15 protein-coding genes are annotated in these 19,748 nt (G+C 66.6%); 10 read left to right on the plus strand and 5 right to left on the minus strand.

Features of this window, described 5'->3' with window-relative positions; translation table 11 throughout:
- Positions 1-47 precede the first annotated feature (47 nt).
- The 4 genes from rplU to proB all read left to right on the plus strand — a co-directional run bounded on the left by rplU (position 48) and on the right by proB (position 3,076).
- The gene (rplU, locus tag C8D93_RS09285) at positions 48-362 is read left to right on the plus strand and encodes a 50S ribosomal protein L21 (RefSeq protein ID WP_110264909.1); all 315 of its coding nucleotides are present in this window, start codon (positions 48-50) and stop codon (positions 360-362) included.
- Positions 363-398: 36 nt separating this feature from the next.
- Positions 399-656: a 50S ribosomal protein L27 gene (gene rpmA, locus C8D93_RS09290; RefSeq protein WP_110264910.1), complete on the plus strand. Its 258-nt coding sequence runs from the start codon at positions 399-401 to the stop codon at positions 654-656.
- Positions 657-727: 71 nt separating this feature from the next.
- Positions 728-1,918, plus strand: a complete 1,191-nt coding sequence (cgtA, locus tag C8D93_RS09295) for an Obg family GTPase CgtA (RefSeq protein ID WP_110264911.1) — start codon at positions 728-730, stop codon at positions 1,916-1,918.
- A 27-nt stretch (positions 1,919-1,945) separates the two neighbouring features.
- A complete protein-coding gene (proB, locus tag C8D93_RS09300) occupies positions 1,946-3,076 on the plus strand; it encodes a glutamate 5-kinase (RefSeq protein ID WP_110264912.1) in 1,131 nt (376 codons plus the stop codon).
- Positions 3,077-3,134: 58 nt separating this feature from the next.
- On the opposite strand, the gene C8D93_RS09305 is transcribed toward proB, so the two are convergent.
- Both C8D93_RS09305 and rpsT read right to left on the minus strand, forming a co-directional pair.
- Entirely contained in the window at positions 3,135-5,915 is a 2,781-nt protein-coding gene (locus C8D93_RS09305) for a TonB-dependent receptor plug domain-containing protein (RefSeq protein ID WP_211307277.1), read from the minus strand.
- A 236-nt stretch (positions 5,916-6,151) separates the two neighbouring features.
- A complete protein-coding gene (gene rpsT / locus C8D93_RS09310; protein WP_110264914.1) occupies positions 6,152-6,415 on the minus strand; it encodes a 30S ribosomal protein S20 in 264 nt (87 codons plus the stop codon).
- A 150-nt stretch (positions 6,416-6,565) separates the two neighbouring features.
- Between rpsT and murJ the strand changes: the two genes are divergently transcribed.
- The 6 genes from murJ to C8D93_RS09340 all read left to right on the plus strand — a co-directional run bounded on the left by murJ (position 6,566) and on the right by C8D93_RS09340 (position 14,314).
- Entirely contained in the window at positions 6,566-8,119 is a 1,554-nt protein-coding gene (gene murJ / locus C8D93_RS09315) for a murein biosynthesis integral membrane protein MurJ (protein ID WP_110264915.1), read from the plus strand.
- Positions 8,119-9,063, plus strand: coding sequence for a bifunctional riboflavin kinase/FAD synthetase (locus tag C8D93_RS09320; protein WP_110264916.1), 945 nt, complete (start codon positions 8,119-8,121; stop codon positions 9,061-9,063). The genes murJ and C8D93_RS09320 overlap by 1 nt, the downstream gene beginning before the upstream one ends.
- 113 nt (positions 9,064-9,176) lie before the next feature.
- A complete protein-coding gene (gene ileS, locus C8D93_RS09325; protein ID WP_366515927.1) occupies positions 9,177-11,945 on the plus strand; it encodes an isoleucine--tRNA ligase in 2,769 nt (922 codons plus the stop codon).
- Positions 11,945-12,445, plus strand: a complete 501-nt coding sequence (gene lspA / locus C8D93_RS09330) for a signal peptidase II (RefSeq protein WP_110264918.1) — start codon at positions 11,945-11,947, stop codon at positions 12,443-12,445. Before ileS ends, lspA begins: the two co-directional genes overlap by 1 nt.
- Complete coding sequence (gene ispH / locus C8D93_RS09335; protein ID WP_110265110.1) at positions 12,445-13,404, plus strand: 4-hydroxy-3-methylbut-2-enyl diphosphate reductase; 960 nt, start codon at positions 12,445-12,447, stop codon at positions 13,402-13,404. The genes lspA and ispH overlap by 1 nt, the downstream gene beginning before the upstream one ends.
- Positions 13,405-13,732: 328 nt before the next feature.
- The gene (locus tag C8D93_RS09340) at positions 13,733-14,314 is read left to right on the plus strand and encodes a GspH/FimT family pseudopilin (protein WP_110265111.1); all 582 of its coding nucleotides are present in this window, start codon (positions 13,733-13,735) and stop codon (positions 14,312-14,314) included.
- A 118-nt stretch (positions 14,315-14,432) separates the two neighbouring features.
- Here C8D93_RS09340 and C8D93_RS09345 read toward each other — a convergent pair whose 3' ends face one another.
- From C8D93_RS09345 to C8D93_RS09355, 3 genes are read right to left on the minus strand one after another with little or no spacing between them, the layout of a single operon-like run.
- Positions 14,433-14,888 (minus strand): type IV pilin protein, encoded by a 456-nt coding sequence (locus C8D93_RS09345; RefSeq protein ID WP_110264919.1) that lies wholly within the window; start codon positions 14,886-14,888, stop codon positions 14,433-14,435.
- A 5-nt stretch (positions 14,889-14,893) separates the two neighbouring features.
- Complete coding sequence (locus C8D93_RS09350; RefSeq protein WP_146216559.1) at positions 14,894-19,153, minus strand: pilus assembly protein; 4,260 nt, start codon at positions 19,151-19,153, stop codon at positions 14,894-14,896.
- A 14-nt stretch (positions 19,154-19,167) separates the two neighbouring features.
- On the minus strand, positions 19,168-19,746 hold the full coding sequence (locus tag C8D93_RS09355; RefSeq protein WP_211307279.1) for a pilus assembly PilX family protein: 579 nt from the start codon (positions 19,744-19,746) through the stop codon (positions 19,168-19,170).
- Positions 19,747-19,748: the final 2 nt, after the last annotated feature.

A 19,748-nucleotide genomic window follows, 5' to 3' on the forward strand; every position in this document is an offset into this window, starting at 1 on the left:
GCGTCCAGCGCTGCGGCTTACAATTAAAATTAGATTTGGAGTCAACGATGTACGCCGTGATCAAGACGGGTGGCAAGCAGTACCGGGTGGCCCAGGGGCAGACCCTGAAGGTCGAGAGCCTGACGGCAGACGTCGGCAGCACCGTGTCCTTCGACGACGTGCTGATGATCGGCGAGGGCGAGCAGGTCAAGGTCGGCACGCCGAAGGTCGAGGGCGGCAGCGTGACCGCCGAGGTGCTGGCGCACGGTCGCGGCGAAAAGATCCGCATCGTCAAGCATCGCCGCCGCAAGCACTACCACAAGGAACAGGGCCATCGCCAGAACTTCACGGAAGTGAAGATCACTGCGATCCAGGGCGCCTGAGCGCCGGTCTCGATCAGAATTCAGGAGTAATCCGAAATGGCACATAAGAAGGCAGCCGGCAGTACCCGCAACGGACGCGACTCGGAATCCAAGCGCCTGGGCGTGAAGAAGTTCGGTGGCGAGGCGGTGATTGCGGGCAACATCATCATCCGCCAGCGCGGCACGCAGTATCACGCCGGCACCAACACCGGCCTGGGCCGCGACCACACGATCTTCGCGGTTGCCGAAGGCAAGGTCGAATTCCGCCGGCGCGGGCCGCGGAACCAGCTCTTCGTGGACGTGGTTCCGGCCTGATCCACCGCCAGCGCGACGAAAAGCCCCGGACTTCCGGGGCTTTTTTGTGCGCAGGAGCCTAAGCTCGCACCATGAAGTTCGTCGACGAAGCCAAGATCGTTGTGGAGGGTGGCCGCGGTGGTAACGGCTGCATCAGCTTCCTGCGCCTGAAGTACATGCCCTTCGGTGGCCCCGACGGCGGCGACGGCGGCGAGGGCGGCAGCGTGTGGGCCATCGCCGAACCCAATCTCAACACGCTCGCGGACTTCCGCTACACGCGACGCTTCCGCGCGCCGGCGGGTGTCCACGGCCAGGGCTCCAACTGCACCGGCGCGGCCGGCGACGATCTGGAAGTGCGCATGCCGCTGGGCACGCGCATCTTCGACCAGGCCACCGAGGAGCTGATCGGCGAGCTGATGCGCCCGGGACAGCGCATCAAGGTGGCGCAAGGCGGGCATCGCGGACTGGGCAATCCGCATTTCAAGTCTTCGGTGAACCGCACGCCGTACAAGGCGACCAAGGGTGGCGAAGGCGAGGTGCGCGAATTGCGCCTGGAGCTGTCGCTGATGGCGGACGTCGGCCTGCTCGGCCTACCCAATGCCGGCAAGTCCACGTTGCTGGCGTCGGTGTCGGCGGCGCGTCCCAAGATCGCCGACTACCCGTTCACGACGCTGTATCCGCAGCCGGGCGTGGTGTCCCTGGGCGCGGCGCGCTCGTTCACGATGGTCGACATTCCGGGCCTGATCGAAGGTGCTGCCGACGGCGCCGGCCTGGGCATCCGCTTTCTCAAGCATCTGCAGCGCACGCGTCTGCTGTTGCACCTGGTCGACATCCAGCCGCCGGACGGCAGCGACATCGTCGCCAACATCCGCACGATCAACGGCGAGCTCAAGGGCTTCAGCGCCGAACTGACGCACAAGGAGCAATGGCTGGTCTTCAACAAGACCGACCTGATGCCCGAGGCGGAGTGGCGGGCGCTGGTCGACAAGGCCATCCGGCGGCTGCGCTGGAAACGGCCGTGGTTCGCGATCTCGGCGGCGACGCGGCACGGCTGCGACGAGTTGTGCGAGGCGGCGATGGCCTGGGTGGAGGCGCAGGCGGTGCCCGCAGCCGAACCCGAGGCGCCTGCGAGCACCGAGGCTCCTGCACGCCCCGCACGCCGCCGGGCGAGCGTGCCGCGCCGCGACCCGACCGAGGCCGTCCCCAACAAGGATCTGGGCCGCAGTGTGAAGCGCGATACGCGTGCGCGTCGCCCGTCTGCCCCGAAACGTCCACGCGATTGAATCCCGGCGCCGAGCGCCCGTCAGCCCATGAGTGCCACACGCAGCAAGCTTGCGGCGAGCCGCCGCTGGGTCATCAAGGTCGGCAGTTCCCTGGTCACCGCCAAGGGGGCGGGCCTGGACCAGTCGGCGATCGCGGACTGGTGTGCCCAGATCGCGGCCTTGCGTGCCGCCGGGGTCCAGGTGGTGCTGGTCTCGTCCGGCGCCGTGGCCGAAGGCATGGCGCGGCTCGGGCTGGCGCGGCGTCCGACCGACCTGCACGCCCTGCAGGCGGCGGCGGCGGTGGGCCAGATGGGACTCGTGCGGGCCTATGAGCACGAGTTCAAGCAACACGGCATAAAAGCGGCGCAAGTTCTTCTTACGCATGAAGATGTGGCGGATCGTGCGCGCTATCTGAATGCCCAGGGCACGCTGACGGCCCTGCTCGAGTTCGGTGCGGTGCCGGTGGTCAACGAGAACGACACCGTGGCCACCGACGAGATCCGGCTCGGCGACAACGACACCCTTGGCGCGCTGACCGCCAACCTGATCCAGGCCGATCTGCTGGTGATCCTCACCGACCAGGACGGCCTGTTCGAGGCCGATCCGCGCGTCCAGCCGGACGCACCGCTGGTGTCCGAGGCCGAGCTGTCGGACAGTCGCCTGATGGCGATGGCGGGCAGCAGCAAGGGCGAGCTGGGCCGCGGCGGCATGCGGACCAAGCTGACGGCGGCGTATACCGCGGCGCGCTCGGGTGCGGCGACGATCATCGCCCATGGCCGCCAGCCGGATGTGCTGGGTCGGCTGAGGGGCGGCGAAGCACTCGGAACCCTGCTCAAGCCGGCGCAGGGGGTCATGGCGGCGCGCAAGCGCTGGATTGCCGGGCAGCTGCAGCTGCGCGGCCGCGTACAGCTCGACGAAGGCGCCGCCCGCGTGCTGCGCGAGCAGGGGCGCAGCCTGTTGCCGGTGGGCGTGCGCAGCGTCACCGGCGACTTCGCGCGCGGCGACCTCATCGCCTGCGTCGATGCCGACGGTGCCGAGGTGGCCCGTGGCCTGAGCAACTACGATGCCGCCGATGCCCGGCGACTCGTCGGCGCGCGCTCGGACGAGATCAGCGGGCGGCTCGGCCGGCCGGGCGAGCCGGAGCTGATTCATCGCGACAATCTGGTGCTCGCCGGCTGAGCGAGCGCACAACGAAAACGGGGGCCTTGCGGCCCCCGTCTTGCTTTCGTTTGCCGCCTCAGAAGCGCTGGATCACCCGCGCATAGGGCATGCGCCCCACCGGGTCGTACAGCGTCTGGTCGTAGAACGGGCTGGTCAGGTTGAAGTTGGTCGACACGCCGCGATCGAACAGGTCGCGCACGCCGACGATCAGCGTGCCGTTCCACGGCGATTCCCAGCTCAGCTGCAGGTCGTGCACGAAGTTGGATGCCACGTGGCCCGACTGCTGCAGGCGCAGCGGGTCCGGGTCGCCCGGGTCGGTCGAGGCCGCGGTCGCCGGGATGAACGTCGCATTCCAGGTCGTCGTGAACGCGCCGTAGGTCCACGGCACCGTGGCGGTGACGCGGTACTCGGGCACGCCCGGATCGTCCACCTGATCGCGCGCCGGCAGCACGCCGTCGTCTTCCTCGTAGCTCAGCACCCAGGTCGCAGCCAGCGACGGCCGCAGCATGCCCCAGTCGCCGAGGGCGAAGCGGGTGTTGAGCAGCAGGTCGAGGCCGTCGGTGCGGATCTCGGCGATGTTGTCGGTGGTCGTGACAACGTTGTCGATGCCGCCGTTGTCGCGCCGATTCACCGCCGTGCCCTCCGGCAGCGGCTGGCCGAGAAGCTCGCGGAAGATCAGGCTCTGCACGGTGTACGTGGTGAGCGAATCCTCGATGGTGATGTTGTAGTAGTCGAGCGTGAAGTCGGCCCAGTCGACCGGCTGCATCGCGATGCCGAAGCCGAACTGCGTCGACGTCTCGGGATCGAGATCCGGGTTCGCGGTGATGAAGGTGTTGTACTGCGACTCGGCGCACTGCGAGTCCGGCACGCCGGCTTCGCGGCAGACGACGAGGTCACGTGCGCTCTCGGCGCTGAAACTGTCCTTGGCGTTGAGCTCGGACAGCAGCGGCGCACGGAAACCCTTGCCGACCGAGCCGCGCACCGTCAGGTTGTCGCGGGCCTGCCAGCGGGCCGAGACCTTGGGGCTGAAGGCGCCGCCGGCCGCGTCGGAGTAGTGGTCGTAGCGGGCGGCAACGTCGACTTCGACCCCCTCGTAGACCGGCAGGCCCACTTCGCCGAAGACGGCGTAGGCGTTGCGCTTGCCGTCCGAGGAGTTGCCGGAGGAGCCGCCGACCGCGCCGGCTTCCGACTGCGAGTCGTACTTGTCGTAAAAGCGCTCCTGCCGGTACTCGGCGCCGAAGGCGCTGTAGACCGTGCCCAGCGGCATCTCGAACAGCGGCGCACGCACCGTGCCGAAGACCTCGCGGTACTCGGTGAGGCCGTCGCGCGTGGTCGTCACCGTCATCGAGTCGAGGGTCTCCTCGGAGCCCGGTTCGGTCAGGTCGAACGGGTTGTAGGCGCCGGACTCGGCGGCCGCAGCCGCGGACGACCGCAGCAGGTAACCCGAGCCCAGTTCGGTGAAGGTGAAGCGGCTGATGCGTGCGCCGACCTCGATGTCGAGCAGGTCGTAGGTGTACGTCAGCACTGGCAGCACGCTGAGCACGCCCGACCGGTTGCGGTTGTCACGCGTGCCCAGCGGCTCGAAGCGGTGGGCCACGTAGACGTCCTCGCCGAAGGGGTTGGTCGGCGCGGTTCCCGGCACGAACAGCAGGTCCGGGGCCTGTGCGAAGCGCCCGAAGCTCTCGGACTGCGCGTAGGTGGCGGTGATCTCGAAACCGAGGTCGAGGCTGATGTCGTAGCCGTACTTGACGAACACCGAGCTGGTGGTCAGCTCGGTCGAGTCGGCGGCGTACTGGGTGAAGTCGAAGCCGCACATGTCACCGCCCTGGATGCCGGTGAAGTTGCCGACATCGTCGATCAGGCGGTAGAAGCCCAGCGATTCCTGGCAGCCGGCGTCCGGCGCGCGCAGCGTGCGCGAGAAGTCGCTGCTGAGCACGGTGTTGCCGTAGCCGGAGATGCCGGTGGTGCCGGAGAAGTTGTAGCTCCCGTCGGCGTTCGGCTCCGGCAGCGTGCTGCGCGAGTAGTCGCGGTCGCGCAGGAACATCGGTTCCTTGTTGGTGTACGACGCGCCGAACAGCATGCGACTGTCGCCCGTCGAGACGCCGGCGACGATCGAGGCGTCCTCTTCGTCGGCCCCCGGGTTGTCCGGGCGGCCGAGACCGGCCGCGATCTCGACGCCGCTGTAGTCCTTGCGCAGGATCACGTTGATGACGCCGCCGATGGCGTCGGAGCCGTAGATGGCGGAGGCGCCGTCCGACAGCATCTCGATGCGCTCGACCGCCGCCAGCGGGATCGTGTTGAGGTCGACGCCGCTGCCCTGCAGCGACGGCGACGTGGCGATGCGGCGGCCGTCCACCAGCACCAGGGTGCGGTTCGAGCCCAGGCCGCGCAGCGACACGACGGTCTGGCCCTGGCCGCTGCTGCCGGAGATCGAGGTATAGGAGCCGAAGCTGTTGAAGGTCGAGGTGCGCAGGGCGTCGGCCACCGAGATCTTGCCGCTGGCGAGAATGTCCTCGCGGCTGATGACGGTGACCGGCAGGGCGCCTTCCATCGCCACACGGCCGAGGCGCGATCCGGTGACCTCGATCGCGTCGAGTTCGGTTGCACCCGGGGCTCCGGCGACGTTCTCGGCCAGGGCTTCGCTGCGCAGCGGGTCGACCGGAATCGTCTCTGCTTCCGCAGGCTCCGCGAAGAGTGCGTCGACGATGGTCTGGCTGTCGTCGATGACCGCGGGCTCGACGGCGATGTCGTCGCCTGTCTGGGCGCGGACGCCGTTACTGCCGAATAACGCGAGTGCAGCCGCGAGCGCCGACAGACGCACAGACGGCGCCCGGCGCTGATGCCGATTGAGAAGCATGCTCTGACCCCCTGAGTAGATTTGATCGCCTGACGGCTTTGTCATTGCCGACGACGGCGTCCGCGACGCCTGCGTCCGACCCCAAGCCGGATTCGTCCGACAATGTGCCGGCGAGTTTACTGACAGCCCCGCGGCGTCGAAAGGGTAGTTTCACCCCGGGGGTGGGACTGTCACGAACGCGCAACAAAAAAAGCGGGCCGAAGCCCGCTTTTTTTGCACTGCCCGAAAGGGCGTGCTTACGCCAGAGCGGCGATGTGTGCCGACAGGCGCGACTTGTGACGCGCAGCCTTGTTCTTGTGGATCATGCCCTTGGTGGCATAGCGGTCGATGACCGGCACCATCTCGTTGTAGGCGGCGACGGCGGCCGTCTTGTCCTTGGCCTCGATGGCCTTGACGACTTTCTTGATCGTGGTGCGCACCATCGAGCGCTGCGCAACGTTGCGTGTGCGGCGCTTCTCAGCTTGACGGGCGCGCTTCTTTGCGCTGGCGATGTTGGCCAAGGGGGATACTCCTGATGCCGGCCGGCGGCCGGGGTCAATCGAAAAGGCCGCGGAGTATGGGCATCGGGCCCGCCGATGTCAATCCACCGCCCCAAGGAAGCCGCTGAAAAGCCACGTATTTCGAGCGCAGCGGCTACACTTCCGCGGCCTATGTCCGCGTCCCTGCTCAAATCCTCCGGTGTCGTCGGTGCGATGACGCTGCTGTCGCGCGTGCTGGGCTTCGTGCGCGACGTGCTGTTCGCCAGCGCCTTCGGGGCCGGCGCGGCGATGGACGCCTTCCTCATCGCACTGAAGATCCCGAACTTCGGCCGTCGCATGTTCGCCGAAGGGGCGTTCTCCCAGGCCTTCGTGCCGGTATTCGCGCAGGCGCGAACGACCGGCAGCCCCGAGGAGGCGCGCGAGCTGGTGGCAGTGACCATGGGCACGCTCGCCGGGGTCCTGTCGCTGATCACGCTCGCCGGCTGCCTGGCGGCACCGCTGCTGATGTGGCTGTTCGCCCCGGGCTTCGGCACCGATCCGGCGAAACACGCGCTCGGCACCGAGCTGCTGCGCTGGACCTTTCCCTACCTGATGTTCATCTCGCTGACGGCGATGGCGTCGGGCGTGCTGAACAGCTGCGGCCGCTTTGCGGTGCCGGCGTTCACGCCGGTGATTCTCAACATCTGCCTGATCGCCGCGGCATTCATCGAGGCCGGCTCGGTACACCTGCTGGCGTACGCGGTCTTCGTCGCCGGCGTGCTGCAGTTCGCCTTCCAGTTGCCGTCGCTGTGGCGGCTGCGGCTGCTGCCGCGCCCCCGCTGGGGCTGGCGCCACGCCAAGGTGCGCCGCATTGTCGGTCTGATGATTCCGGTGATGATCGGCTCCTCGGTGGCGCAGATCAGTCTGCTGCTCGATTCCGCGCTGGCGAGTTTTCTCGGCGACGGGGCGGTGAGCTGGCTGTACTACGCCGACCGCCTGATGGAGTTCCCGCTCGGCGTGTTCAGCATCGCGATCGGCACGGTGATCCTGCCGGCGCTGGCGACGCAGCACGCGACGCAGTCGGCGGGGGCGTTCTCGCAGACGCTGGACTGGGCGCTGCGCGTGCTGCTGCTGATCGGCGTGCCCGCGGCACTGGGGCTGGTGCTGTTCGCCGGGCCGCTGGTGGCCTCGCTCTTCGGACACGGCGCCTTCGACGAGCGCGACGTGCGCATGACCATGTACGCGCTCTGGGCCTACGGGGCCGGCTTCATGGGCTTTTCGCTGGTCAAGATCCTGGTGCCCGGCTTCTACGCCCGCCAGGAAACGCGTGTGCCGGTGCGCTACGCGATCACCGCGCTGTGCTGCGGCATGGCGCTGAGCGTGACGGTCTTCGTCAGCGCAAAGCTGTTCGAGCTGCCGGCGGCGCACGCCGGACTCGCGGCGGCAACGGCAACGTCGGCATGGATCAACGCCGGGCTGCTGCTGCGTCGTCTGCGTCAGGACCGGGCCTACGTGCCCGGGCCGGGCTGGGGCGCGTTCGGCCTGCGGCTGGTCATTGGCAATCTGGTGCTGGCGGCGCTGCTGCTGACCCTCGCCGGCCCGCTGGAGAGCTGGCTCGCGGCGGGGCTCGCCGATCGTGCGGGGCGGCTGGCCGCTGTGATCGCGGTGGCGGCGACGGCATACTTCGCGGCGCTGGGCATCGTCGGTCTGCGGCCCCGGCATTTCCGGCGCGCGGAGGCCGTCTGATGGAGCTGGTTCGTGGGCTGCACAACCTGCCCGATACCGCGGGCCCCTGCGTGCTGACGATCGGCAACTTCGACGGCGTGCATCGCGGGCACCAGGCCCTGATTTCGCGCACCGTCGAGCATGCGCGTCGGCTCGGCGCGGCGGCGACGGTCCTGAGTTTCGAGCCGACGCCGCGCGAGTATTTCTCCCGCGAGCGCGCCCCGGGCCGGGTCAGCACGCTGCGCGGCAAGTTGCTCGACCTGCATGCGATGGGCGTGGCGCGGCTGATCGTGCAGCGGTTCCATCGCGGATTCGCCGCGTACGAAGCGGTGGCGTTCGTGCGCGAGCTGCTGGTCGGGCGGCTGCAGATTCGCGGCATCGTCGTCGGCGACGATTTTCGCTTCGGCGCACGACGCGCCGGGGACCTTACCTTGCTGCGACGGCTCGGACGCGAGAACGGATTCGAGGTCGACGTGGTCGGCGGGGTCGAACACGACGGACTGCGCTGCAGTTCGACCGCAGTGCGCGAGGCGCTCGCCGCGGCCGACCTGCGGCGTGCGCAGGCGCTGATCGGCCGGCCCTACCGGCTCGTCGGCCGCATCCGCAGCGGTCTGCGCCTCGGCCGGCGTCTCGGCATGCCGACGGCGAACCTCAGCCTGCAGCGGCGTCCGGCGCTGCGCCTGGGCGTCTATGTGGTCGAACTGCGGCGGCTCGACGTAGACGGCGCGGCGGCGCTGCCGGGCGTGGCGAACCTGGGGGTGCGACCGACACTGGGCCTCACGCGCTGTCTGCTGGAGACGCATGTGCTCGGCCACGACGTGAATCTCTACGGCGCCTGCGTGGAAGTGCGCTTCCGCGAGTTCCTGCGCCCGGAGGCCCGGTTCGAGTCGCTCGATGCGCTGGCGGCCCAGATGCACCGCGACAAGGACGCGGCATTGGCGTTTTTTGCGGCCGAGTCCGCATAATTCACCGGTTTTTCGGCCGGGCCGGCGTCACGGCCGGCCCCCGCATTCGAAGACACTTGCCCCCCGTGACCGACTACAAAGCCACGATCAACCTGCCGCAGACCGATTTTCCGATGCAGGCGAATCTGGCGCGGCGCGAACCGGAAATGCTGGCGCGCTGGCAGCAGGAGGACCTGTACGCTGCGGTGCAGGCGGCGACCGCCGGGCGCGAGCCGTTCTGGTTCGTCGATGGCCCGCCGTATGCGAACGGCGACATCCATATCGGCCACGCGGTGAACAAGGTCCTGAAAGACATCGTCGTCAAGGCGGCGCGCCTCGACGGCCATCGCGCGACGTTCACGCCGGGCTGGGACTGCCATGGCCTGCCGATCGAGCTGCAGGTCGAGAAGAAACACGGCAAGGTCGGCGAGAAGCTGGACGCACCGGCGTTTCGCGCGCAGTGCCGTCGCTACGCCACTGAGCAGATCGACCGCCAGCGCGAGGACTTCAAGCGGCTGGGCGTGCTCGCGGACTGGGACACGCCTTACCTGACGATGCAGCCGGCCTTCGAGGCCGAGCAGCTGCGCAGCCTGGCGCGCATCGTCGAGAACGGTCACGTGGTGCGCGGCTTCAAGCCGGTGCACTGGTGCCTGGACTGCGGCTCGTCGCTGGCCGAGGCCGAGGTCGAGTACCAGGACAAGGATTCGCACTCGATCTACGTGAAGTTTGCCGCCGTCACCGACGAGGCCCTGCGGCGGGTGTTCGGCGAGCATGCGGACGGCCCGCTGCACTTCCTGATCTGGACGACGACGCCGTGGACGCTGCCGGCCAACCGGGCGATTGCGGTCGGCCCGGAGCTGACATACGCGCTGGTGCGGGCGGCCGGCGAGTATCTGGTTGTGGCCGCCGACCTGGTCGATCCGCTGGCCGACGTGCTCGATCTAGCGCTCGAAGCCGTCACGACCGTCGCCGGCTCGGCGCTCGAGCACCTCAAGGCCCGTCACCCGTTCGCCGACCGCGAGGTGCCGGTGGTGCTGGGCGATCACGTCACGCTCGATGCCGGAACCGGCCTCGTGCACACGGCGCCCGCACATGGCCAGGAGGACTACGCGGTCGGTCAGCGCTACGGCCTGCCCGTGGACAATCCCGTTGCGGCGAACGGTGTGTTCATCGACGGCACGCCGGTGGTTGCCGGCCAGCACGTGCGCAAGGCCGATGCCTTGGTCATCGATGCACTGAACGCCGGGGGGCAACTGTTGCGGCACGCGAGCATCCGGCACAGCTATCCGCATTGCTGGCGCCACAAGACGCCGCTGATCTTTCGCGCGACGCCGCAGTGGTTCGTGTCGATGGATGCGAACGGCCTGCGCGACGCGGCCGTCGAGGCGATCGGGCGGACGCGCTGGATTCCCGGCTGGGGCGAGAGCCGCATCCGCGACATGGTGGCGGGACGTCCGGACTGGTGCATCTCGCGGCAGCGCTACTGGGGCGTGCCGCTGGCGCTGTTCGTCGACCGCGCGACGCAGGACATGCATCCGCAGACGGCGCAGCTGCTCAGGCAGGTGGCCGACCGTGTCGAGCAGGAGGGGCTCGAGGCGTGGTTCGGCTCCGCGCCGGCCGACTGGGGCGTGGATGCGGGGCGCTACGAGAAGTGTCCGGACACGCTGGACGTATGGTTCGATTCCGGTGTCGTTCACCAGTGCGCGTTCAGGTCGGTGGTGCCGGACGCGCTGGCGGACGGGCAGGCGCCGCAGGCCGACATCTACCTCGAAGGTTCCGATCAGCACCGCGGCTGGTTCCAGTCGTCGCTGCTGACCAGCGTCGCGATGCAGGGCAGGGCGCCCTACAAGGTGGTGCTGACGCACGGGTTCACCGTCGACGAGCAGGGCCGCAAGATGTCCAAGTCGCTCGGCAACGTCGTGGCGCCGCAGCAGGTCACGAAGACGCTCGGCGCGGATGTGCTGCGGCTGTGGGTGGCCGCCAGCGACTACTCCGGCGAGATCGCGATTTCCGAGAAGCTGCTGGCGCGCATGGCCGATGCGTACCGCCGCATCCGCAACACGGCGCGCTACCTGCTCGGCAACCTGCACGGGTTCGACCCTGCACGGCAGATGGTGCCGCCGGAACAGTTGCTGGCGGTGGACGCCTGGGCGATCGCGGAAGCAGCGCGGCTGCAGGACGAGCTGCGCGAGGCTTACGGCCGACGCGAGTTCCACGTCGTCTATCACAAGCTGCACAACTACTGCGTGGTGGATCTGGGCGGGCGCTATCTCGACCTGCTCAAGGACCGCCTCTATACGATGCGGCGCGACTCGGTCGGTCGCCGCTCGGCGCAGACCGCGCTGTTCCACATCGCCGAGGCGCTTGTGCGCTGGATCGCGCCGGTGCTGTCGTTCACGGCGGACGAGATCTGGCGTGCGCTGCCGGGTGATCGCGGCACGCCGGTGTTCGCGCAGCGCTGGCACGTCTTCCCCTTGGTGGCATCCGGCTCGCTCGATTGGGGCGTGCTGTGCGAGGTGCGCGAGGCGGTGAAGAAGGTGCTGGAGGACCTGCGTGCCGCGGGCAAGATCGGCTCCGGCCTGAATGCGCAGGTCGTGCTTCATGCGGACGGCGAGCTGGCAGCACTGCTGAACCGGGTCGGAGACGAGCTGCGGTTCTGGTTCATCACCTCCGAGGTGCAGGTGCGTCCGATCTCGCCGGATGCGGACGTCGCTGTGCGCTTCACGCTGGAAAACGGCGCCGCGCTCGGGGTCGAGGCCAGGCCGAGCCCCCACGGTCGCTGCGAGCGCTGCTGGCATCAACGCCCCGAGGTCGGCCAGAACGCCGTGCACCCGACCTTGTGCGACCGCTGCATCGACAACATCTCCGACGAACGGGACGGCGAGCGCCGGGTCTATTTCTGATGTCCTTCCAGTACAAGAACGTCTACCTGCTGTGGCTGTCGCTGCTCGTGATCGCGTTCGACCAGATCACCAAGCAGCTTGTCGTCCGCCATCTCGACTGGTACGACGTCGTCCCGGTGATGCCGTACCTCAACCTCGTGCACATGAAGAACACCGGCGCGGCATTCTCGATGCTGTCCGATGCTCCGCCCGCGTTCTTCGTGCTGCTCGGCACCGCGGTGAGTGTCGGTATCCTCTGGTGGCTGCGACGCAATCCGCGCGGACAGACGCTGCTTGCTGCCGCGCTGTCGCTGATCATGGGCGGGGCGATGGGCAATGTCGTCGATCGCGTGACGCGCGGTCACGTCGTCGATTTCATCGACTTCTACGTCGGCAACTGGCATTTCGCCGCCTTCAACGTCGCCGACATGGCGATCTCGGTGGGCACCGGCCTGCTGATTCTCGACATGCTGCTCGACTGGTGGCGCACGCGCCGGGCCGAGAAGGCGGAAACGTCCTGATGCAGATCCTGCTGGCCAATCCGCGGGGCTTCTGCGCCGGCGTCGACCGGGCCATCGAGATCGTCGAGCGCGCGCTCGAGGCACTGGGCGCCCCGATCTACGTGCGGCACGAGGTCGTGCACAATCGCTTCGTCGTCGATGACCTGCGCGCCAAGGGTGCCGTCTTCGTCGAGGAGGTCGACGAGATTCCCGACGGCGCGACCTGCATCTTCTCGGCGCACGGCGTCTCGCAGGCGGTGCGCGAGGCAGCGAACCAGCGTGGCCTGACCGTGTTCGACGCGACCTGTCCGCTGGTGACGAAGGTTCACATCGAGGTGCAGCGCTACTCGCGCGAGGGGCGGGAGGTCGTGCTCATCGGCCACGCCGGCCACCCGGAGGTCGAAGGCACGATGGGGCAGTTCGATCCGGCGCAAGGCGGGGCGATCTATCTGGTCGAAACACCGGACGACGTTGCCGCCCTGCCGATCCGCGACCCGTCGCGCCTGGCCTTCGTCACGCAGACCACACTGTCGATGGACGACACCGCACGCGTGATCGACGCCTTGCGTGCCAGATTCTCGGAGATCCACGGGCCGCGCAAGGACGACATCTGCTATGCCACGCAGAACCGCCAGGATGCGGTGAAGGATCTCGCCGGCCGCTGCGACGTCGTGCTTGTGGTCGGCTCGCGCAACAGCTCCAATTCCAACCGCCTGCGCGAGCTCGCCGAACAGCGCGGCGTGGCCGCCTACCTGATCGACGGCGCACAGGACATTCGTGAGGAATGGCTGAAGGGGAGGGCCAGGGTAGGGGTGACGGCCGGCGCGTCGGCGCCGGAAGTGCTGGTGAGGGACGTGATCAATCGACTCGAGGCGCTCGGTGGCACTGCTGCGACCGAGCTGGCCGGACGCGCAGAGAACGTGGTGTTCTCGCTGCCGCCGGCATTGCGTAAGGCGATGCGCCGGGCCGAAGGGGCGTGACCCACCCGCGCAAGTCCTTTTATAGGAGCGCACCTGGGCGCGACCAGCTCGCCTGTCGGTTCGCGCAGCGGCCGCGCCCAGGCGCGCTCCTGCAAGTGTGGTAGTGAAGCCGGTGTCGTGGCCATCACGCCTGAGTATCTGCTCTGCGAGCGACTTCGCTCCGTGCGCATCAGAAAATGCAGATCGCGCCTGAGAGGCACTACGCACTGCGTTGCGCATTAGCCAATCGGCTAACCCCACCTAATACTTCCGGCTAAGTTACATCCCGGCGCTGCCATTCTATCTTGCCGTCGAGTGCGACACGCGACGGCCGGAAGGGGGGCGGACGATGGCGTACCGGAGAACAGGCGGCTTCACGCTGCTCGAGTTGTTGATCACTCTGGCCGTAGCGGCAGTGATCACCGCGTTAGCGGTGCCATCCTTCAAGGCGATCACGGCACGCAATCGGCTCGCCATGTCGTCGAACCAGCTGCTCGGCGGCATGCGGGCAGCGCGCATGCTGGCGGTGACACGCAATACGGCCGTCAGCATCTGCGCCGGAAACGCGGACGAGGGTTGTCACGCCGACTGGTTACAAGGGGAGTGGATCGTGTTCATTGACCGGCCTCCCCTTGGTGTGTTCGATGCAGATGACGAACTCCACCTTGCCGATTCGATGGACATGCCCGACGGCTTGTTTCTAGCTGGCAACGGGCCTTTCAACCGTGCAATCGTCTTCAGACCGTCGGGCTTGGCGAGATGGCCTAGCGGCGCCTTTGCTGCCGGTCGACTGCGCGTATGCGTGAACGAGAGCATCTCTCCCAATGCGACCGAACTGGTGCTGATCGGCAGCGGGCGCGCGGTGTCGCAAGCATGCGATCTGGGCGGCGTCTGTCCTGCGCTTTCCGCATCAGGTGCAAATTGCCTCTAGGGGCGCAAGGACTCCTTAACGGGTCGGCCGCATCCGCGCGTTCGCCGATGCAACGTCCCGCGCTGTTGCATCCCGACAATCCGGCCGGTCGTTGTTGTTCTAGTCAGGAGGCCGTCGGCTACCAGCAATCATCCACCGTGCCTGTGGCACCGCCGGCGATGCCACGCACGCCTGTGTGTGTCAGGGTCAGCGTCTTGCATGTGGTATCGCGGGTGGCTTGTACGCCCTTGGGTGCGGCCTGGAGCGAGAAGGTGTTGGCGGCGACCGCAGATAAGGAATAGTCGTAGTGTTGGCCGGTGTCATTCGCCGAGGCACAGTCTAACGCCGGTAGCGCAATTGCGGTGCCCGCGAGATCCTGGTCATAACGCAGGTTTGTCGTATAGAACCGCTCCATGTGTGTTGCGTAGTTCGTCAGGCAGGCTCGCGCAGCGGCGCGGTTGGAGCGCGTGATCGAGTCCATGTACGACGGATACGCGATCGCCGCGAGAATGCCGACGATCGTGATCACGATCACGATCTCCACCAATGTCATGCCACCACTCGCGCGACGATTGACTCGGGCCAGGGTGTCCATGGCCTCTACTCGTCCACCAGCTCGCGCCAGCCCGTACGCCTGGGGACGCCGCCGGCGCCAGCTGTGGCGATGCTGCTCGTCGTCGCGTTGTCGAAGCTCGTCAGCATAACGTTACCCACGAAAATCGGATTGTTCGGGATTGAGGTGAAACCGATACCGGTGACGATTTCCCCCTGCACCTCATCGTCATCGTCGAAATCGCCGTCGCCGTTGAGGTCGAAGAACGTGCTGCTGGGACGGCCGCCAGTAAACGGGTCTATCGCCATGATCCAGCCGTCGCCGGACGGATTGCAGGGGTCGCTTCCTTGCCCGGGAATGCGCGTGGTGCCGAGCAGCATGCGACCCTGGAACTGGTTGGGGGTGACGATTCGTTCCCCACGCAGCGTCTGATAGCTCAGATTCATGAACCAGCCGGACTTGCCGGCCATGTCGCCGTCCACGGCCTCTTCGGTCACGCGTGCGCCCAGTGAGCTGGACGTGGCGGCGACCTCGTCTTCGATGCTGCGCTGTGTCAGCGGCGGGTCGGCACTCGCAGTCGCCGTCGACACTGCGCCGTCGCCCTGCACGATGAGGCCATACCAGGTTTGCAGAGCCGTGCTGCTGAGATCGCCCTGCGTCAGATAGCGTCCAGTGCCGAAGAACACCCAGACCTTGCCCGTGTCTGGATCCTTGCCCGCAAGCATGCCGCCGGTGATGGGCTGCGCGCTGCCGCTCGCCTGAGCGGTGAAGCGATGTGTGCAGGTTCCTGCTGTGAGGTTGCAGTCCCACAGCTTTCCGTTCAGGTCACCGGCATAGGCGATCGTACCGACCGTTGTGCCCACGTCAGCGTCCGCGATCCACACCACCGGCTGTGCGAGGCCGTTGTTGTCCTCGGTATCGGTTTGCAGCACGCTCAGCGCACCGCTGGCGAGGTCGAACTTCAGCAGCGCCGCCGAGTTCTCGTCGCTGTTGTAGCCGTTGCCCATGACGACTGACCAGGTGCCACTGGAGCCATCCGAAGTGCGCGCGATCACCGGCTTGCCGATGATCTGCCCGATCCATTCGTCATTGGCCAAGCCATCACCCGCGGAACGTTCCCAGAGCAAGGTTGGCGCACTCGGGTTGGTCACATCCAGCGCGTAGACCGCTCGCGACGGGCCACGGCCGGTCGTGCCCACTAGCACCGTTCTCCATGCGCCGCTGACATAAGCATCGGCGACGGTCAACTCGCCATCGTTGTAGAACTTGTGTTGGGCCGCGCCACTTCCATAAATCGGATTCGCGAGGTCGCGGATACCACTCTTGATCACTGCGCCCGGCAGATAGGCAAAGGTTTCCGCACCAGTTTCGGCGTTGAAGGCATGCACCATACCGTCGTTGGCGGCGACCCAGATGCGTGACTCGCGGTTGGCGTTGTTGCTGGCGAAAGTCGAGTAACCGCTCGGCACGTTCTTACCGGCGTACAGATTGGAGTTTGGTGCGCCGACGAAAACCGGCTGGGAGTTGACGATGTCCCCGAGCAAGCGGCGATTGCCGTTCAGGGCGGAGCGACTGCGCAGCGTTCCGCTTGCGGTGCCCTGTTCCAGTGCACTGTCTCCACGTAGCCAGTCGATGATGTTCTGTGACTGATGAACCGTGCTGCCGATGGTCAAGGTCAGGTCAGACTGTTGCTGCGCGGACAGGTCAGCTGCCGAATCGAAGGCCACCATCGTCACACCGGACCCGCAAGGATTGCAGGTCTTGATGTTCCGGCTGTCCCAGTTTTGCTGCAGGATCGGGTGCTCGGACGCCACCCAATCCGGTGTCGCACTGATGGCGCCGCTGCTCGTGTCCACCGGATAGGCAATCAGGTCACCGTTCCAGGCGCCGCTGTAGTACAGCGACTGATAGGTTGTCGTGCCGGTGTCCAGCCGGGTGCTGTTCGCGGCAAGACTCGCGCCGGTGCCGACGCGATCCTGGACACGGCGCAATGCGTCCTGCAAGCCTCTTTCGAAAGCCTTGGGATTTCCCGCGGAGTAGAAGCCGCCACGGCCGTTGATGCCGGCGTGCACCAGGTCGGAAATGTTGTTGGGGGAGCTTGCATCCGGTGTGGGCCAATCGAAATTGTTCGGCGCGCCGCCTGTGGCGGCCCACGACGCGATTTCTTCGGCCGTCCTGCCGGTCAGTCCCGGCAGGTTTGTATCCTGTCCAAACAGGCCGACCGTGAAGGTGGACATGTGTTGCCAGAACGCAGGGTCATCGCTGCTCGTGGGGACTTCATTGGCCGTATTGCGCAGATCGGTCAGCCAATAGTACATGGCGACATCGGCCAGCGTGTTGGAGGCGCTGCCCACAAACGGCTCCGGCTCGACCGGTGATCCGCAGGCGGACCCGGCAGACTTGTTCGGATACTCGAAGCACTGACCGTTCGGACCTTCGCGGCGAATGATGCTGCTTGGATCGTCCGCGTTTCCAATATTCGGATTGCTGCCGTTCCAGTAGCCGTCCGTCATGAGAATCGAGTACGACTGGCGGCAGGCAAGTTCCTGCGTATTGATCGCGCTGGTCTGCCAGGGTTGTGCCTCGGTTCGGTAGTATTCGCCCACCGCCTTCAGGGCTTGCCGCAACGGCGTGCCGCCGACCGCTTCGGCCGCGCTCAGCCAGCTCCACAAAGTCCCTCGGTTGGTGCTGAAGGGTTTGACACGTGCAATCGAGGGACTGCTGTTTGCAGAGCCCGTGGTCTTGTCGGCCGGCAGATTGTCGTCATTGTCGTTGCTGCTGCTGTATCCGCCATTGATCGAGCCAAACCCGAAACGCACCTCTTCGGCCGGATCGTTCAGATCCAGCGGTGCCAGCGCATTCATCAGGCCGGATTTGGCCATGTAGATGCGCTTGCGGTAGTAGGAGAACCAATTGGCGATGTTCTGGCCGACGGTGATGATATTGCCGGCGTCGTCGCGATGGCCGCTGTCGTCTGTGACGGTGCGGCATCGCGCTGCGTCGATGCCGTCGGTAGCGGAAGTGCCGGTCTGCAGGTTGGTGACCGGGTTGCCCGTGATTTCTGCGCACGTGCCGGGTAGCGGAGAGTTCTCACTGCCATCGTTGCCGGTGTTGCTCTCGACACCGACGTAATTGAGGGCATTGCCGACCTTGTACACAAACAGAGAGCGGTACTTTGTACCGCCTGCCTGCAGAAGGCGGCGGCAGTCCTCTCCATTGGGGCCGGAATTCAGGCTGAAGCTGTAGCCATCAGGACAGTTCGGCGGCTGTGGAATGCCACTGCTGCAGATGTCGTTGTTGTTCGAGTTGCTGCCGCCGCTAACATTGACGAGCTGCAGCCCCGATGAGTTCGGGTTGCCATTGGTCCCTGGAGCGCGGGTGTCGCCGCAGGGTTCCGGGCGAAAATCCTCTCGATCGCAGCGGTTGCTCCCGGAATTGTATCCGCCATAGCCCTGGCACTGTGGATACTCGGAAGTCTGGCCAGCACGACATCTGTCGTTCGATAGCGAAAGGCCAGGTGAGTTTGGAGTTCCCGGTGCCTGGGGACCGCGGATACTGCTGCAGGGGTCAGGGCGAACGTTGCTGATCTGGTCGCAACGGTCGTCGCTGTCGTTGTAGTCGCCGGTTCCGTAGCCCTGACAGCGCGGGGGCTCTGTGACAGGATTGGGTTCGGTGCATAGGCCGCTGGCGTTCGGACCGGTGGTGCCAGTGGGGCAGCCCAGGTGGTTCGCGTACTCGAACTGCGGTGCGGCATCCACTCTGAACGTGTGCGAGACACGAGGCGCCTTGTTGCAGATCGCCGTGGGTCCGTCTGCCCGTACGCTACTGCACGAGGACGTCGAACTGTACTCCGGGGGTTTGTAAGTGGCGATGTTGTGCCGATCGCTGTACGGAACGGTTGTGTCCGGGTCGAATCCGTCGTACCACGCAGACTCGAAGCTGGCGTTCGGGAAACGGTCCGTGCTCGGCGTAGCTGCTGCCGGCCGTGCGGCCGCAGCGTACGGCGGCGGGTAAACGGTATCGGGGTCGTAGTAAACGCCGTTGATCGCCGGATTGATCAGCTCGTCATCTCTTGCGGCGTCGTCGCCCGTCTCGCCGACGCCGGTCGGGCGATCGGGCATCACCATCCACTGCATCGAGCCGGAGTCGTCTAGCATCAGTACGATGTTGGGCTCAAGCGCGCTGCGCACGGTTAGCGGCGACTGGTCGATCGACACAGCCGCATGGCCGGTGGCGCAGCCGAACAGCACGCACACGGCGCCCGCTGTCGAGCGGGCGGCGGCGATCATCGGAAGCTTGCGAGTCATGTCCGTCTCCGGATTCAACGCTTGTAATAGGCCTGTAGCGTCACTGTCGAGCGGTCTACGGTCGTGGCGGGATCACCGCTGCGTGCCGTGATGCGGTAGTAGCGCGACTGGATCGTCGTGCCCTGGGCGTTGTACTGAAATGAATTGGCCGTCTGGTCGAAGCCGGTGTCGGTGTCCGGATCGGGAAACTCGCCCATGTCTTCCACCACGAACTGCGGCGCCCCCGCGGCGTTGGCGTGCTTGGCGTAGGCGGAGCCCGCCACCGTGCGGATGTCGGTGGGCTGGAGGTTGGTGGTCGTCGCGGCAAACGGGTTGATGGGGCAACCGTCAACGAGGGTGCCGGACCAGCAATCGCGTGCCGTCGTGCCGATGACGGGGAGGATATTCGCCGCTTCGCGAAGGCCGGCCTCCGCGTTCTGGAATGCGATCTCGCGGTCGTAGAAGTTTGCGGACATGCGCTGTTGCGCTGTTGTGCCACGCGCCGCCGCAAGACCGATGAGCGTGACCACCAGCAGCAGGATCAGCGAGACGGCCAATGCCATGCCGTGCTGGCGCGGCGCGCGCGCGGGTTGTCGGCGTGCAGGTCTGTTCATGG

This window comes from Sinimarinibacterium flocculans, assembly GCF_003201205.1.
Classification (GTDB): domain Bacteria; phylum Pseudomonadota; class Gammaproteobacteria; order Nevskiales; family Nevskiaceae; genus Solimonas; species Solimonas flocculans.